This window comes from Pseudomonas sp. PS02288, from assembly GCF_029959715.1.
GTDB lineage: Bacteria > Pseudomonadota > Gammaproteobacteria > Pseudomonadales > Pseudomonadaceae > Pseudomonas_O > Pseudomonas_O kuykendallii.
The window spans coordinates 12,562-28,838 of record NZ_JASCPA010000042.1; the positions used below are offsets into that span (position 1 = coordinate 12,562).

The window sequence follows — 16,277 nt, forward strand, 5'->3', positions numbered from 1 at the left end:
GCCTCGCAGCGCGTTCGCTTCAAGGAGTACGTATGCGACTGGAATCCGGGGCAATCCCGCCGCTGGCCGAAGGACGACTGCCGGTGCCGCCGGACGAGTCCGGGGACACCGGCACCCCGCTCTGCTCGACGCTGCCGCCCGACCTCAGCTATGTCGACGATACGCAGCCCGGCATCAGCCGGCGCAAGCTGCGCGGCAAGTTCGTCTACATCGATGTCGACGGTGAGCGTATTCGTGACGAGAGCGAGATCAGCCGGATCAACAAGCTGGCGATTCCACCGGCCTATACCGATGTCTGGATCTGTCCCAACCCCAGCGGGCACCTGCAGGCGACCGGCCGCGACGCGCGCGGACGCAAGCAGTACCGCTACCATCCGCGCTGGCGCGAGGTTCGCGATGCAGACAAGTACGAGCGCATGCTCGCATTCGGGCGCGCCCTGCCAAAGCTGCGCGCGACCCTGGAAAAGCACCTGGCGCAACCGGGCATGGGCCGCGACAAGGTGATGGCCACGGTCGTTTCGCTGCTGGACTCGACGCTGATCCGCGTCGGCAACAGCCGTTACGCCAAGGAGAACAAGTCGTTCGGCCTGACCACGCTGCGCAACCGCCACGTCGACGTCAAAGGCACTGCCATTCGTTTCCATTTCCGCGGCAAGAGCGGCATTGAGCACAACGTCAAGCTCAGCCACCCGCGCCTGGCGAGGATCGTCAAACGCTGCCTGGAGCTGCCCGGCCAGCACCTCTTCCAGTACCTGGACGAGGATGGCGAACGCCACGTGGTGACCTCCTCCGACATCAACGCCTACCTGCAGACCCATGCCGGCGAAGATTTCACCGCCAAGGACTACCGCACCTGGGCCGGCAGCGCGCTCGCCCTGGAGCGCCTCTGCGAAAGCGCCCGGCTCGTTGGCGAGGTCGACACCCGAAAGCAGGTGGTGGAAATCGTCAAGGCGGTCGCAAGCCAGCTCGGCAACACCCCGGCCATCTGCCGCAAGTGCTACATCCATCCGGCAGTGATCGATGCCTTCGGCGACGGCACGCTGGCCGAGTTGAAGAAGCCGAGGCCGCGCAAAGGGCTGCGCGTGGAGGAAGTCGCGCTGATGAAGTTTCTCGAAAATCTGCAGAGCGCCGCCGAATCCAAGGCCGACTGTGCCTGAGCGGCGCTACAGGTATACCGAGACCTGGTTGCGCCCGCCCTTCTTCGCGCTGTACAGCGCCTGGTCGGCCCACTCGATGAGCATGTGGTGATCGACGCAGAGCGCGGTGGGCTGGGCCACGCCCAGGCTGATGGTGAACGGAATGACGTGGCCGTCATGCTCGACCCGCAACCTCTCCACCGCGGTACGCAGGCGTTCCGCGAACACCAGGCCGCCGTCCTTGCCGGTATCCGGCAGCAGCACGACGAACTCCTCGCCGCTGTAGCGCCCGGCGATGTCGACATCGCGAATGTGCTCGCGAAGCAGCTCCGACAGGCGCTGGATGACCTGGTCGCCCGCCAGGTATCCGAAGCTGTCGTTGATCGCCTTGAAGTGATCGATGTCCATCATCACCAGTGACAGCGGGGTGTCGTAGCGCTGGGTACGGGCGAACTCGTGCCGCAGGCACTCGTCCCAGTGGTCGCGGTTGAACAGCCCGGTGAGCCGGTCGATGCGCGACAGCCCTTCCAGCTTGGCGTTGACCGCCTGCAACTGGCGTCGGTTGATCGCTACGTCGGTGACGTCGTAGATCACCAGGCAGATGTGGCCGATCTCGCTGTTCACCGAGCGCAACGGCAACAGCGTGGTGTTCTGGTACATGAAGTCTTCACGACCGGTGATCGGCTGGTAGTTCTTGAAGCGCACCAGGTACGGCCGCTGCTCCCACACCGTGAAACCCGGCGTGCCCAGCGTGGCCACGCTCTCCGCCTTCATGCGGAACCACTCCTCGTTGACCTCCGGGAACAGCTCGAAGAAGGAGCGGTGATAGGCCTGGCTGGGCTGCAGCCCGGAACGGTTCTCCATGAAGGTGTTCCACACCTCCACGCGGTAGGCTCGGTCCAGCACCACCACGCCTACATCGATACCCTGCACGATGGCCGCCAGCCAATGGAATTCTTCCAGATCGATCTCTGCCATGGTCAGTTCATCACGTGAGCGAGTTTGCGCGACAGCAGCTCCACCGAATCCTCGGTGAACAGCAGCAGCAGGTCGAAGTGAATGTCGTGCCCTTCCAGGCTGTAGCTGATCTCCACCGCCAGGGTCTTCTTCCAGCGACGCTGGTTGACCTGGATGAGGTCGTCGAGGCCGGCATGGGCACCGAGAACCTGCGGATGACTCTGGGAAAACACCACGTCGATCTGTTCGGCGATGCCGCTGAGGCAGGCGCCAATCAGCACGCTGGAGAGGTCCAGCAGCATTTCCATCTCCGAGTACTCGCTCGACGACCAGCGCATCAGCCGCGCCATGTCGGCCACTTCGGAGTCATGGAAGATCAGCAGCGCCTCGCCGGCGATGCCTTCGCCGATGTAGCCCTGGCAGACCGCGGTCAGGCGCTCGCCACGCTGCGCATCGGCCAGCGCCATGTGCAGTTCGCCGACTTCGAGGATGTTCACGTTGGGCACCGGCAACTGCACGAACACCTTGAGCACCCGCGCCAGCAACGCCGCCGCACGGCCCATGGCGACGTTGACGGTCTCGCGGAAGGCATCGCGAAAGCCGACCGTGGTTTCGGCAAGGCTCGCCACCGGGACTGGAGGCACCCCCGGCGCGCCCAGCAGGCCGAGGCGTTTCAGCGTATCGGCCAGCTCCTGCGGATCGGCCGGCTTGCGCAGGAAGGCCAGCGCACCGAGCGCCATCACGCGGCGTACCGCCTCCTCCTGAACGTCGCCGGACACCACGATCACGCGGCTGGACAGGCCCTCGGCCCGCATCGCGGCGAGCACTTCGTAGCCATCCATTTCCGGCATGGTCAGGTCGAGCAGGACGATCTCGCCCTCGCCGCGGCGAATCGCCTCCAGCCCTTCGCGGCCATTGGTCGCCTGCGTGACGGACACCGCCCAGTCCACTGGCAGGGCGCGCAGCAACTGCTTGCGCGCCATGTTGGAGTCGTCGCAGACGAGCAGGGGAATCAGGGACATAGGCAGCCGTCTCGCAGCTCAAAAAATTCAATCACGACAATGGGATGAAACGTCGCGGCTCTTCGCCACACGTTTATCGCCCGAGCGCGGACGGAAGTCGAGCCATGCACCAAAAAAAAGCCGTAAACGCCCGGCACCTCGTGCGGCGGCGCCCGGCGGGAAGACATAAAAAAAGCGGCACCAGGGCCGCTTTCTTCACTGTTGATCGATCAGTAGTACGCGTTTTCCCGAACGCTATGATCGGTAACGTCACGCACGCCCTTGAGCTGCGGGATGCGTTCGAGCAGGGTCTTCTCGATGCCCTCCTTGAGGGTCACGTCGGCCTGCCCGCAGCCCTGGCAACCGCCACCGAACTGCAGCACGGCAACGCCTTCGTCAACGATATCCACCAGGGTGACCTGGCCGCCGTGGCTCGCCAGGCCGGGGTTGATCTCGGTCTGCAGGTAGTAGTTGATGCGCTCGTTGAGCGGGCTGTCCTCGTTGACCATCGGAACTTTCGCGTTCGGCGCCTTGATGGTCAGCTGGCCGCCCATGCGGTCGGTGGCGTAATCCACCACGGCGTCTTCGAGGAAGGCTTCGCTCACCGAGTCGATCCAGGCGGTGAAGCTCTTCAACGCCAGCGCGGTGTCTTCGGGTTTTTCTTCGCCCGGCTTGCAATAGGCGATGCAAGTTTCCGCGTATTGCGTGCCCGGCTGGGTGATGAAAACGCGAATGCCGATACCCGTGGTGTTCTGTTTGGCCAGCAGGTCGGCCAGATAGTCGTGGGCGGCGTCGGTAATGGTGATAGCGCTCATGTCAGTTCCTCGCGATACATGCACGCAGTCTACGCCAAAGCGGCCACCCGGATAAAGTCCTAGCTTTTTAGTCGGGAAAGCATTCAGGCATCCGCCCGCGACGCCTGCGGTTCGAGCCAGCGCCGGGTGTGGAAAAACAGCCGGCGCTCGATCAGTTGGTAACTCGCCCAGGAAATCAGCAGGATCGCCGGCATGCACGCGGCGATCACCCAGTACTCGTCGAAGCCGAAGCGTTCGTACAGGTACCAGCCGGTGGACAGCACGATGACGTGCACCAAGTACACCGAATAGGAACAGTCGCCGAGCATCTTCAGCGGCCTCACCCGCGCGAACCAAGGTTCCAACGCGACGCAGGCGACGACGATGAACGCGCTGGGAACGCCCCAGTTGAGCAGCCGCGACGAGGCATCGAGGTGCAGCACCAGTGCCATCGATACCGCCAGGATGAGCAACGGCAGCCTGTTGCCCTGGCCGATCCAGCCACGCCGATAGGCGATGCCGATGGCCACGCCAAAGAGGAACTCGTACACGATGCTGTTGCGGTAGAAATTGCTCAGCCAGTCCTGATGCGCCAGCAAGGTGCTCACCAGCGCCAGCGTGACCGCGATCAACAGCGGGCGCAGGCGTTGCGGCGCCACCAGCGACAGGGCGAACACCAGGTAAAAGAACATCTCGTAGTTCAGCGTCCAGCCGACGTTCAGCGTCGGGTACAGCCCGTAGCCGCCGGGGTTTTCCGCCGGAATGAACAGCAGCGAAAGGATCAGGTGACGCAGTTCGAAGGTCTGCCCTGGGGTCATTTGCTGGGCATAGAGAATGATCGCCGCCATCAGCAGGCTGTACAGCCAGTACGCCGGCACGATGCGCATGATCCGATTGAGCAGGAAACGCCCGGCCTGGATGTCCTTGCCCGCCGTTGACAGGTAGATCACGAAGCCGCTGATGACGAAGAAGATATCGACGCCGATGGCGCCCTTCTGCACGAAGAATTGCCCGATCGGGCTGTCTGCCTTGAAGTCGAAGAACACCTGCATCACGTGGTGGCAAACCACCATCCAGGCCGCGACCGCTCTGAGCGCCTGAAGCGAAATCAACATACTGCGTCACTCGTGCGAGACGCCTTCCCGGCGTCCGGCCATACACCGCCTGTTTCGCCCGCCGCAGTCTGGAAAGTCCGCCACTGCCCGGCGCGGCCCTGCATCTTTTCTCAAGATGTCGACCGCACTCGAGGGCAGAAAATTCGTCGCCGCCGCCCGGCGGAAGGGTCGCGCGATGCCTGCTAGAGGTTCTGGTAGCGGTTCATGTCGAGCATCCCCGCCTCCACCGGCTCGGTCTCGCGCAGGTAGTTCGAGAGATCGAGGAAGTAGTGCCAGAAGTCCGGATGGCTGCGCCGGATGCCCCAACGCTCCACGACCCACTCGAAGCTCGCCGGGTCGCGCACCTGCTCCAGCGCGGCGACGAACGCGTCGGCCTCGCTCGCCTGGAGGTCGAAGATGAAGTTCGGGTAGCTGGTCAGCACGCCCGGATACAGCGTCAGGGTGTCGAGGCCGGGCTGGTAGCGCAGCGACTCACCAAGCAGGAAGGCCACGTTGCTGTGCGCGCGGTTGCGCAGCAGCGTGTAGATCTCGCCTCCATCGTCGCCCCGCTCGACCCGCAGCAGGGTCGCCTCGGGCAGTTCGTCGATCACCTCGAGTTCGCTCGCCGGACGGCTGACCAGGCGACTCAGCGCTTGTTCGACCGGCTGCAGCACCGGCGCCACCTGCGGGCGGAAACAGCGCCCGTCGCGGCAGCGATTGACCGGGTCGGGATACGCATTGACCGCCGCGAAGTGCTCCACCAGCGCCAGTCCGAAGGCGCGCTTGGCGTCCTTTTCCGGCAAACCCAGCACGCTCGGCGTGTGCGTATCGATGCCCTGGTAATCCAGCCACATCTTCAGCCGCCCGCTGTTCTCGTACCAGCTGTCCAGCTCGGCCTGCCGCGCCGCGGCCGGCAGCAGGCGGAGGAAGTTCACCTCGGCGCCATTGCGGATCAGGTCGAAATACAGGCGTGTCTGGGCCTGGTGCGAGACGTTGCCGAACACGTCGAAGTTCACCACCAGTTGGTAATAGGTCCGCTCGAACAACGGATAGTCGAGCAGCCAGAGGGTTTTCGGCACGTCGCCGATGAGCCCCTTGCGCACCGACGCGCTGTCGAAGTGGCGGAAGATCGACAGCAGCGCGTTGTCATTACCGCGCCAGATATCGCCCCAAGCGGCTGGCGGCGCCTTGGCGTAGGCCTTCATGCGCAATTGCTCATAGGCGTTGCGCTTGTCTCGGTAGGCGAGCCAGAGGCCGAGCAGGTCGCCTACGTCGTCGAACTGGCCCGGCATCGCCAGCAGCGGCGTCGCCTCCTCGCGGTATTTGGCGTCGGTCAGGTAAAGGTCGTGCTCGGGCGCCTGGAAGGTCGTCCAGAAATTATCGCGGATTACGTCCGTGGCGATCTGCCCGCGGCACACCGGCCCGCGGATGAAGGTGCGCACGAAGTATTCGGCGTTATCCAGCATGAACTGGTAACGCGCCTGCGGCGGAATCGCGGCGAAGGTCTCGAACGGGTTGGCGCGTCGCTGCGCGCCGTACCCGGGCACCGCATCGGCCCGCCAGTCGCCGCTGTAGAACAGCTGACGCACCCGCGCCAGCTTCTGCGCGCTGAGCGGATAGGTGATGTGCGTCTTGTGCACGATCACGCCCTGGATCGGCCACAGGCGGTAGTAGAAGACGGTGCCCGGATCGTCGTTCGGCCGCCGTGTGGCGATCGGGTCGATCGGTTGGCCGCTCGGCGTGCGCGAGCGCACCAACTGGAAGAAATGCCCGCTTTCGCCACCGTCGAAATACAGGTGCGCGAGGAACAGGTGCTCGAACAGCCAGCGGTTGACCAGCGCCTCGCGCGCGCCCGGCGCATTGAGCAGGCGTTCCCAGTCGGCGATCTGTGCCACCTCGCTCAGGTTCGGCTGCATGTCCTGCTGATCCACCAGCGCGCCCTGCGCCAGCCAGGTTTGCAGCGTGGTGTACTCCTGCTCGCTGAGCCCGGTGACCGCGAACGGCATGCCGGCATGGGCGAAGCGCCTCGCGTAGGCATCGAACTCTTCCGGCAGCGGGCACTGGTTGTCGCGGCCGATGCCGATATCCAGGTCGGCCGGCAGCTTGGCGTTCGGCGTCGGCGGTTCCTGACGGCCGAGTTCCAGCATTCGCTTCATCAGCGCGGCCTGGCCATCGCGGTCGTGGAGTACTGAATAGAAATCCTTGCGCCGCCAGGCCGCCTCGCCCCGGGCATCCAGATAAAGCCGCGTCGGCTCCTGCGCCTTGCGCCGCTCGCCGTCATACACCGGCAGCTTGCTGGCCCCGCGCACGACGCCCTCGGTGCCGCCCAGATTCAACTGGCAGGGCGCGTCGTAGCAGGTGTGGCAGGCCACGCACTTCTGCGTGAGGATCGGCTGGATGTCGCGGCTATAGGAGATGCCCTCGGCGCCCAGCGCCTGTGCGGACGTCACCAGGAATACGGCGAGAAGCAAGCGGATGTGCATGTAGCGTTTTTCCGGAAAAAATGAGCCGCGATTCTAGCGGGGCTGGCGACCGCCAAGGCACGACGCCTGCATGAGTATTTCTCATACAAATGCGGGTGAGGATTAGCCGTAGCGCATCTTTGCTATCATTCGCGCCCTCTTCCCGCTTTACCCCAGGTAGTCACCATGCACGATCGCGCCCGCCTCCAGGCCCTCCAGCACGCACTTCGCGAGCGCATTCTCATCCTCGACGGCGGCATGGGCACGATGATCCAGAGCTACAAGCTGGAGGAAGCGGACTACCGCGGCGAACGTTTCGCTGACTGGCCGAGCGACGTCAAAGGCAACAACGACCTGCTGATCCTCAGCCGTCCGGACGTAATCGGTGCCATCGAGAAGGCCTACCTGGACGCCGGCGCCGACATACTCGAGACCAACACCTTCAACGCCACCCAGGTGTCCCAGGCCGACTACGGCATGGAAGCGCTGGTCTACGAATTGAACGTCGAAGGCGCCCGTCTGGCACGCCGCGTGGCCGATGCGAAGACGCTGGAGACACCCGACAAGCCGCGCTTCGTCGCCGGCGTGCTCGGCCCGACCAGCCGCACCTGCTCGATCTCCCCGGATGTCAACGACCCCGGCTACCGCAACGTCACCTTCGACGAACTGGTGGAGAACTACACCGAAGCCACCCGTGGCCTGATTGAGGGCGGCGCCGACCTGATCCTGATCGAAACCATCTTCGACACCCTGAACGCCAAGGCGGCGATCTTCGCCGTGCAAGGCGTGTTCGAGGAGATCGGCTTTGAGCTGCCGATCATGATCTCCGGCACCATCACCGATGCCTCAGGCCGCACGCTGTCCGGGCAGACCACCGAAGCCTTCTGGAACTCGGTGGCGCACGCCAAGCCGATTTCCGTGGGCCTGAACTGCGCCCTTGGCGCCGCCGACCTGCGCCCGTACCTGGCCGAACTGGCCGCCAAGGCCGGCACCCACGTGTCCGCCCACCCGAACGCCGGCCTGCCGAATGCCTTCGGCGAATACGATGAAACCCCGGCTGAAATGGCCGTGGTGATCGAGGAATTCGCCGCCTCCGGCTTCCTCAACATCATCGGTGGCTGCTGCGGCACCACCCCGGCGCACATCCAGGCGATCGCCGAAGCCGTCGGCAAGTACCCGCCGCGCGTCATCCCGGAGATTCCCAAGGCCTGCCGCCTGTCCGGCCTGGAGCCGTTCACCATCGATCGCAACTCGCTGTTCGTGAACGTCGGCGAGCGCACCAACATCACCGGCTCGGCCAAGTTCGCCCGGCTGATCCGCGAGGAGAACTACACCGAGGCCCTGGAAGTCGCCCTGCAGCAGGTGGAGGCCGGCGCCCAGGTGATCGACATCAACATGGACGAGGGCATGCTCGACTCCAAGGCGGCGATGGTGAAGTTCCTCAACCTCATCGCCGGCGAGCCGGACATCTCCCGCGTGCCGATCATGATCGACTCCTCGAAGTGGGACGTGATCGAAGCCGGCCTCAAGTGCATCCAGGGCAAGGGCATCGTCAACTCGATCTCGATGAAGGAAGGCGTCGAGGCGTTCAAGCACCACGCCCGGCTGTGCAAGCGCTACGGCGCCGCCGTGGTGGTGATGGCCTTCGACGAAGCCGGCCAGGCCGACACCGCGGCGCGCAAGCGCGAGATCTGCCAGCGCAGCTACGACATCCTGGTGGATGAAGTCGGCTTCCCGCCGGAAGACATCATCTTCGACCCGAACATCTTCGCCGTCGCCACCGGCATCGAGGAACACAACAACTACGCGGTGGACTTCATCGAGGCCTGCGCCTACATCCGCGACCACCTGCCGTTCGCCCTGTCGAGTGGCGGCGTCTCCAACGTGTCGTTCTCCTTCCGCGGCAACAACCCGGTGCGCGAGGCGATCCACTCGGTGTTCCTCTACTACGCGATCCAGAACGGCCTGACGATGGGCATCGTCAACGCCGGCCAGTTGGAGATCTACGACGAGATTCCCAAAGAGCTGCGCGACGCCGTGGAAGACGTGGTGCTCAATCGCACGCCTGAAGGCACCGATGCGCTGCTGGCCATCGCCGACAAGTTCAAGGGCGACGGCAGCATCAAGGAAGCGGAAACCGAGGAATGGCGCTCGCTGCCGGTAGGCAAACGCCTGGAACATGCGCTGGTCAAGGGCATCACCGCGTTCATCGTCGAAGACACCGAGGAGTTCCGCCTGCAGTGCGCGCGGCCGATCGAGGTCATCGAAGGGCCGCTGATGAGCGGGATGAACGTGGTCGGCGACTTGTTCGGCTCGGGCAAGATGTTCCTGCCGCAGGTGGTCAAGTCCGCTCGCGTCATGAAGCAGGCCGTGGCGCACCTGATTCCCTTCATCGAGGCGGAAAAAGGCGACAAACCCGAAGCCAAGGGCAAGATCCTGATGGCGACGGTGAAGGGCGACGTGCACGACATCGGCAAGAACATCGTCGGCGTGGTGCTCGGCTGCAACGGCTACGACATCGTCGACATGGGCGTGATGGTGCCGGCCGAGAAGATCCTGCAGACCGCCATCGCCGAGAAGTGCGACATCATCGGCCTGTCCGGGCTGATCACGCCGTCACTGGACGAGATGGTGCATGTCGCCCGCGAGATGCAGCGGCAGAATTTCCACCTGCCGCTGATGATCGGCGGCGCCACCACCTCGAAAGCGCACACCGCGGTGAAGATCGAACCGAAATACCAGAACGACGCCGTGGTCTACGTCACCGACGCCTCCCGCGCGGTCGGTGTGGCGACCCAGCTGCTGTCCAAGGAACTCAAGGCCGGCTTCGTCGAGCGCACTCGCGCCGAGTACGTCGAGGTACGCGAGCGCACCGCCAACCGCAGCGCGCGTACCGAACGCCTGAGCTACGAACAGTCGGTCGCCAACAAGCCGTCGTTCGACTGGGCCGGTTACCAGGCCCCGGTGCCCTCCTTTACCGGCGTCAGGCTGCTCGACAACATTGACCTGGCGACGCTGGCCGAATACATCGACTGGACACCGTTCTTCATCTCCTGGGACCTGGCCGGCAAATACCCGCGCATCCTGACCGACGAGGTGGTCGGCGAGGCCGCCAGCGCGCTGTTCGCCGATGCCCAGGCGATGTTGAAGAAGCTGATCGACGAGAAGCTGATCAAGGCGCGCGCCGTCTTCGGCTTCTGGCCGGCCAACCAGGTGCAGGACGACGACCTGGAAGTCTATGGCGACGACGGCGAGACGCTGGCGACGCTGCATCACCTGCGCCAGCAGACCATCAAGCCGGACGGTAAACCGAACCTGTCGCTGGCCGATTTCGTCGCGCCGAAGGACAGCGGCGTGCGCGACTACATCGGCGGCTTCATCACCACCGCCGGCATCGGCGCCGAGGAAGTCGCCAAGGCGTACCAGAACGCCGGCGACGACTACAACTCGATCATGGTCAAGGCATTGGCCGACCGCCTCGCCGAGGCCTGCGCCGAATGGCTGCACGAACAGGTGCGCAAGGAATACTGGGGCTACCAGCCGGACGAGCACCTGAGCAACGAAGAGTTGATCAAGGAAGCCTACAAGGGCATCCGCCCGGCCCCCGGCTATCCCGCCTGCCCGGACCACACCGAGAAGAAAGCGCTGTTCGCCCTGCTCGATCCCGAGTCCGACTTCGACAAGGCCGGACGCAGCGGCGTGTTCCTCACCGAGCACTATGCGATGTTCCCCGCGGCGGCCGTCAGCGGCTGGTACTTCGCCCACCCGCAGGCGCAGTACTTCGCCGTCGGCAAGGTGGACAAGGACCAGGTCGAACGCTACAGCGTTCGCAAAGGCCAGGAGCTGGCGATCAGCGAACGCTGGCTGGCGCCGAACCTCGGCTACGACAACTGAAGCGGCGCCGATGAATCTGCTGCGTTCCTTTCGCAAGATCCGGGCGCGACTTCTGGGCCAGCAGGCGCTTTCGCGGGCGGATGTCGCCCGCGAGCAGGCCCTCGCCCATCGCCGGAGTCTTGGGGAGACCACCTTCATCGGGATAACCGGCAGCGGCGCTAAAAGCACCACGGCGGCCTTTCTCCACCACCTGCTGTCCGACAGGAAGCGCTGCGCGCTTTCGCTGATCTACAACACCAGCGAGGCCATCGCACGGCGCATCCAGCGACTCGAGGCGCGGGACGAGATCGCCATCTTCGAGATCAGCGGCCACGGGCCGGGCGCCATCGACGCCTCCGCGGCGCAGGTCCAACCGCAGCTGGCCATCGTCACCGTCATATCCAACGACCACTACACCAACTACCGCGGGACCGACGCGACCGCGCAGGAGAAAGGCAAGCTGGTCTCCCGTGTCTTCGAGGCCGGCGGCACCGCATTTCTCAATGCCGACGATCCGCTGGTGGCGAAGATGGCCGAGCTGGCGCCAGGCAGGGCGGTGCGCTTCGGAGAAAGCCCGGAGGCGGATTTCCGCGCGAGCGACGTGCGGGTTTCGGCGGACGGCCGGCTACGGTTCGATTGCACCCACGGCGCGGAAACCGCGGCGTTCGATATCGGCCTGCTGGGCAGGCACTTCATCGTCAGCGCGCTGGCCGGAATCGCCTGCGCCCACCATCAGGGGATGTCGCTGGCCGAAATCGCCGAGCGCGCGCGAAGCTACGTGCAGATGGCAGGACGATGTTCGATCCATCGCGTCGCGAGAGGTCCGACCTACCTGTGCGACACCATCAAGTCGCCGCTCTCCACCCTCGGCCTGGCGTTTTCGCTCATGGACGCATTCCCCGAGGCGCCGCGCAGGACCATCGTGATCGGCAAGATTTCCGATTATCCGGGCTCCACCGGGCGCAGCTACAACCGCGCCTATGCGCTGGCCAGGCCGCACTGCGAGCGGCTGGTTTTCTTCGGAGCCAAGCCCCCCTCGCTGAAAGGGGCGGAAGAAGACGAACGCAACGGCGTCATCCTGTACGCGGCCAACCATGCGGAGCTGCGCGATTTGCTGAGCGACGCGCAGGGCGGCGAAGTGATTCTGCTCAAGGGTTCGGAGAAGGTGGACAAGCTTCTGCTCGCCCTGCCCACAACGGGCGAAAGCGGCATCCCGCCGTACCACGAGGCTCTTCCCGCCTGGGATCAACTGATTCGTGAAGCGGATTACTTCACGGCCAACAGGCGCGTGGATAGAAGGTAATACCCAGACAACTTCCCCGCCGCCCATTCATTCGATCCCGTGTTAGAACAGGGTGGGCTCGCGAGAATAATGGCACTTCAAAATCAACTTGACTGAATTGGCGATGACAATTAGCCATTAATTGCAGTTCGCCACCAGGAGTTGTGCTTTAGTCACTCGATATTTAAATAAGTTCAATATCGAAGCCTTGATTTTGAATAACCGGATATGACCAGACAGTCATTTACCGCTAGTCAGTTTTATTCGCCGCCTGTATTAACCGTCATTAACCTAGAACGTCATTAATTACGACGCCAGCAGCAGTGGGCTACCACAAGGCCTGTTGGCGAGTCCGATTCGCCGGGCTCTGACGGGCATAGCATTTCGCTTTTGTGTCTCTCCATCTCGGAAACGCAGTCTTGTCGGACATCGGCCGATCGACTTCCATTATCGATGAAAGGGGACTTCATGAAAGCCAGATATGCACATATCGATATTGCGCGGGGCATGGGGATATTGCTGGTGGTGTTCGGCCACAACTGGATCGTCTCGGACACCAAGACCGATCTGTTCAATGTCATCTATTCCTTCCACATGCCGTTCTTCTTTTTCCTCTCGGGATTGTTCTTCCGCCACACCGACTCACTGGCGAAACTGTCTTTCAACAAGTTCGACTCGCTACTCAAACCCTATTTCGTAACGCTGATTCTGTTCGGTCTGGCGGTTGCCCTGGCCAAGCCGCTGAACTTCGCCGAATACGCCGCGCGCGTACTGCACAGTACCGGCGGCAGCCTGCGCACGCTGTACGGCGATGAGAACGGGATGACCAGCTACTGGTCGCCGCTCTGGTTCCTCACCCACCTGTTCTTGCTGACGATCGTTGCCTGGCTGGGCATCTCGGCGTTCGAGAAGCTGCAACTGGGTATCCGCCCGCGCCTGGCCTTCATGGCAAGTTTTTTCATGCTCGGCGCCGTGGCGATGAATCAGGACTGGATACGCGGGCTGTCGTTTCCGGGCGATCAGTACGAGTTCAAGGGCATGCCGTTCAGCCTTGACCTGCTGCCGGTCACGCTGGGCTTCTTCCTGCTGGGGTACTGGCTGCGCGAGAAGGTGTTCAACTTCAGCCTTTCGCTCCCGCTGCTGCTGGGAGCGCTGGCGATCTTCGCGATCTGCCATTACGCCTTCAATGCCACCATGGACCTGAACAAGCGGCTGTACGACGACGTGGTGATCACCACGCTGGAAGCCGTTTGCGGCATCTACATCACGCTGGCCGTCGCCCATCTTCTCGGCCAGGGCAAGGCGGTGGTGGCGAGGGTGTTTTCCTACATCGGCGAGGCGAGCCTGCTGATCCTGATCTTCCACGCCTTCATCCAGAACAAGTCCTACTACCTGCTGGAAACCAAGCTGGGAATCAGTGGCATGCCCGCCGGGTTGATCTCCTTCACCCTCGCCTGCGCGCTGCCCATCGCGCTCTACTACATCATCGAACGGGTGCGTTTGTTCGCGCTGTTCTTCCTGCCGATCAAGAACTACTGGCCGTTGCGCAAGCCGCAGCCGCGCATGCCGAACGCGATCAGCTCAGGCGCGAACTCGAGCGACGGACGATCTTGATCGAGTGCTTCAGCGTCGGCTTGCGCGTGACGCTGATGGCCTTGCGAGTGACGGTGTCGAGGGTGATGTTCCAGAAACCGGTGCTGGGCACGGTGATCTTCGCCGGGAAGGTATCGAAGGCGCCGCCGTGGTAGACATGGCGGCCGCCGTTCTTGAACGCACGGAAGTTGGCGTCGTTCATCAGGCGGATGTTGCAGGTCTGCGAGCATTCGATGATGACGAGGTCGTCTTCGTTGAGGTGTTCGCGCTGGTGTATGAATTTCATGGGAGCTCCACGTGCAGGTTTGCAGCGGCGCGAACGATAGCACGCCAGCGTCTCCCGCGGCCCGAGAAGCCGGCGCCCGGCAGTAACTGGCTTCTGCTCGTCGCACGGGGAACGCTGGCATCGATTCGCCATCGGAGAAGATGGACGCCCAGAAACCCTCTTCCTCGAGGACACCCGCATGCCTCTTCCCCAGGTCAGATTTCCCAACGCCAGGAACATCCCCGCCATCGGCCAGGGCACCTGGCGGATGGGCGAGCAATCTTCACGTCGCAACGACGAGGTCCGCGCGCTGCGAATGGGGCTCGACCTCGGCCTGACGCTGATCGACACCGCGGAAATGTATGGAGACGGTCGTTCCGAGGAGGTCGTCGGCGAAGCGATCCGCGGGCGCCGCGACGAGGTGTTCCTGGTCAGCAAGGTACTGCCCAGCCACGCCCGACATGACGCCCTGATCAAGGCCTGCGAGAACAGCTTGCGGCGCTTGGGCACCGAGCACCTGGACCTCTACCTGCTGCACTGGCGCTCGTCAACGCCCCTGGAGGAAACCCTCGGCGCCTTCGAGACGCTCATCGCCCAAGGCAAGATCGGCAGCTACGGCGTTTCGAACTTCGATGTCGACGACCTCCGCGAGCTGGCCGAAACGCCTTTCGGCGCGCATTGCCAGACCAACCAGGTGCTCTACAACCTCGGTTCGCGCGGGATCGACTTCGACCTGCTGCCCTACCAGGCGGAACGGCGCATGCCGGTCATGGCCTACTGCCCGTTGGCTCAGGCGGGCGGGCTGGACGACGCGGTGTGGACTCACCCGCAGGTGCAGGCCGTGGCGGACAAGCACCGCGCCGGCGTCGGGCAGATTTTGCTGGCCTGGGCGATCCGCCCTCAGTGGGACGAGCGCCCGGTTCTGGCCATCCCGAAAGCGGTGCAGACGGAACATGTGCAGGCAAACGCGGCGGCGCTGGAGATCCAACTGGATGCCGAGGACCTTCGCGCACTGGACGCCGCCTTCCCGACGCCACAGCACAAGCGCTCGCTGGATATTGTCTAAGCGAAGGCGCCCGTCGGCGCCTTCGCGGCGACGGCCTTACAGCGGAAGGTCGAAGTCCTTGGCGATCAGGCCGAGCCAGGCGGTGAGCAGTTCGTCGGTCATGCCGCTCTGGTTGTCGAGGTCCAGCGCGAGGCCGACGAACTTGCCATCGACGATCGACTCGGAGTGCTCGAAGTCGTAGCCCTCGGTGGGCCAGGCGCCAACCACCTTTGCACCGCGTTCGACGACGAAGCGATAGAGCACGATCATCGCGTCGAGGAACTCGTCGGCGTAGCTCACCGAATCACCCAGCCCATAGAGCGCCACCGTCTTGCCGGTGAAGTCGACGCCTTCGAGCTGCGGCAGGAATTCCTCCCAGCTCTCGCTATCGCAGTCCGAGGACAGCCCCGGCAACTGGCCGTCGCCCAGAGTCGGGGTGCCGAGGATGAGGTACTGATACTGAGCGAGGTCCTCGGGGGTGGCGCGGTTGACGTTGAGCGGATCGGCCATGGTGTCGTCGTCGAAGCGCTTCTTGATCAGTTTGGCGACCTTGCGGGTCTTGCCGGTATTGCTGCCGAAAAAAAGTCCGATCCTGGCCATCGTTCATCTCTCGCTGAGTGGGGGTCCTTGATCGCCCGGAATGCCGGGCGCTGGTACACGCCAGAGCAGAAACCGGGCCAGCCTATGAGAGTTCTCTAACCACATGATCCACAAGGATTTTTGCTAAAAACCAAAAACCCTTGTCGGAAACCGCACAGCGACAGCCTTTGAATGG

General features: G+C 63.6%; 12 protein-coding genes. 5 read left to right on the forward strand and 7 right to left on the reverse strand.

The window, feature by feature from the left end; translation table 11 throughout:
• Positions 1 to 32: 32 nt before the first annotated feature.
• The gene (locus tag QMX85_RS16160; RefSeq protein WP_282342521.1) at positions 33 to 1,157 is read left to right on the forward strand and encodes a DNA topoisomerase IB; all 1,125 of its coding nucleotides are present in this window, start codon (positions 33 to 35) and stop codon (positions 1,155 to 1,157) included.
• A gap of 6 nt (positions 1,158 to 1,163) precedes the next feature.
• Here QMX85_RS16160 and QMX85_RS16165 read toward each other — a convergent pair whose 3' ends face one another.
• From QMX85_RS16165 to QMX85_RS16185, 5 genes are all read right to left on the reverse strand, one after another.
• The gene (locus QMX85_RS16165) at positions 1,164 to 2,114 is read right to left on the reverse strand and encodes a diguanylate cyclase (RefSeq protein ID WP_282342522.1); all 951 of its coding nucleotides are present in this window, start codon (positions 2,112 to 2,114) and stop codon (positions 1,164 to 1,166) included.
• Positions 2,115 to 2,116: 2 nt separating this feature from the next.
• Positions 2,117 to 3,115 carry a response regulator gene (locus QMX85_RS16170; RefSeq protein WP_282342523.1) on the reverse strand — a complete coding sequence of 333 codons (999 nt, stop codon included), beginning with the start codon at positions 3,113 to 3,115 and terminating at the stop codon, positions 2,117 to 2,119.
• Between the two features lie 209 nt (positions 3,116 to 3,324).
• Positions 3,325 to 3,909 carry a Fe-S biogenesis protein NfuA gene (nfuA, locus tag QMX85_RS16175; RefSeq protein ID WP_090230489.1) on the reverse strand — a complete coding sequence of 195 codons (585 nt, stop codon included), beginning with the start codon at positions 3,907 to 3,909 and terminating at the stop codon, positions 3,325 to 3,327.
• A gap of 83 nt (positions 3,910 to 3,992) precedes the next feature.
• Complete coding sequence (locus tag QMX85_RS16180) at positions 3,993 to 5,003, reverse strand: acyltransferase (protein ID WP_282342526.1); 1,011 nt, start codon at positions 5,001 to 5,003, stop codon at positions 3,993 to 3,995.
• Positions 5,004 to 5,185: 182 nt separating this feature from the next.
• On the reverse strand, positions 5,186 to 7,465 hold the full coding sequence (locus QMX85_RS16185) for a fatty acid cis/trans isomerase (protein WP_282342527.1): 2,280 nt from the start codon (positions 7,463 to 7,465) through the stop codon (positions 5,186 to 5,188).
• Positions 7,466 to 7,630: 165 nt separating this feature from the next.
• Between QMX85_RS16185 and metH the strand changes: the two genes are divergently transcribed.
• The 3 genes from metH to QMX85_RS16200 all read left to right on the forward strand — a co-directional run bounded on the left by metH (position 7,631) and on the right by QMX85_RS16200 (position 14,213).
• Positions 7,631 to 11,338, forward strand: a complete 3,708-nt coding sequence (gene metH / locus QMX85_RS16190) for a methionine synthase (protein ID WP_282342529.1) — start codon at positions 7,631 to 7,633, stop codon at positions 11,336 to 11,338.
• A 10-nt stretch (positions 11,339 to 11,348) separates the two neighbouring features.
• Positions 11,349 to 12,620, forward strand: a complete 1,272-nt coding sequence (locus QMX85_RS16195; protein ID WP_282342531.1) for a Mur ligase family protein — start codon at positions 11,349 to 11,351, stop codon at positions 12,618 to 12,620.
• Positions 12,621 to 13,067: 447 nt separating this feature from the next.
• The gene (locus tag QMX85_RS16200) at positions 13,068 to 14,213 is read left to right on the forward strand and encodes an acyltransferase family protein (protein ID WP_282342533.1); all 1,146 of its coding nucleotides are present in this window, start codon (positions 13,068 to 13,070) and stop codon (positions 14,211 to 14,213) included.
• Here the strand turns inward: QMX85_RS16200 and QMX85_RS16205 are convergent.
• Positions 14,176 to 14,478, reverse strand: a complete 303-nt coding sequence (locus QMX85_RS16205; protein WP_090230475.1) for a DUF1883 domain-containing protein — start codon at positions 14,476 to 14,478, stop codon at positions 14,176 to 14,178. The genes QMX85_RS16200 and QMX85_RS16205 overlap by 38 nt on opposite strands.
• 178 nt (positions 14,479 to 14,656) lie before the next feature.
• Between QMX85_RS16205 and QMX85_RS16210 the strand changes: the two genes are divergently transcribed.
• A complete protein-coding gene (locus QMX85_RS16210) occupies positions 14,657 to 15,523 on the forward strand; it encodes an aldo/keto reductase (protein ID WP_282342535.1) in 867 nt (288 codons plus the stop codon).
• A 36-nt stretch (positions 15,524 to 15,559) separates the two neighbouring features.
• Here the strand turns inward: QMX85_RS16210 and QMX85_RS16215 are convergent, their stop codons facing one another.
• On the reverse strand, positions 15,560 to 16,102 hold the full coding sequence (locus tag QMX85_RS16215) for a flavodoxin (protein WP_090230471.1): 543 nt from the start codon (positions 16,100 to 16,102) through the stop codon (positions 15,560 to 15,562).
• Between the last annotated feature and the right edge of the window lie 175 nt (positions 16,103 to 16,277).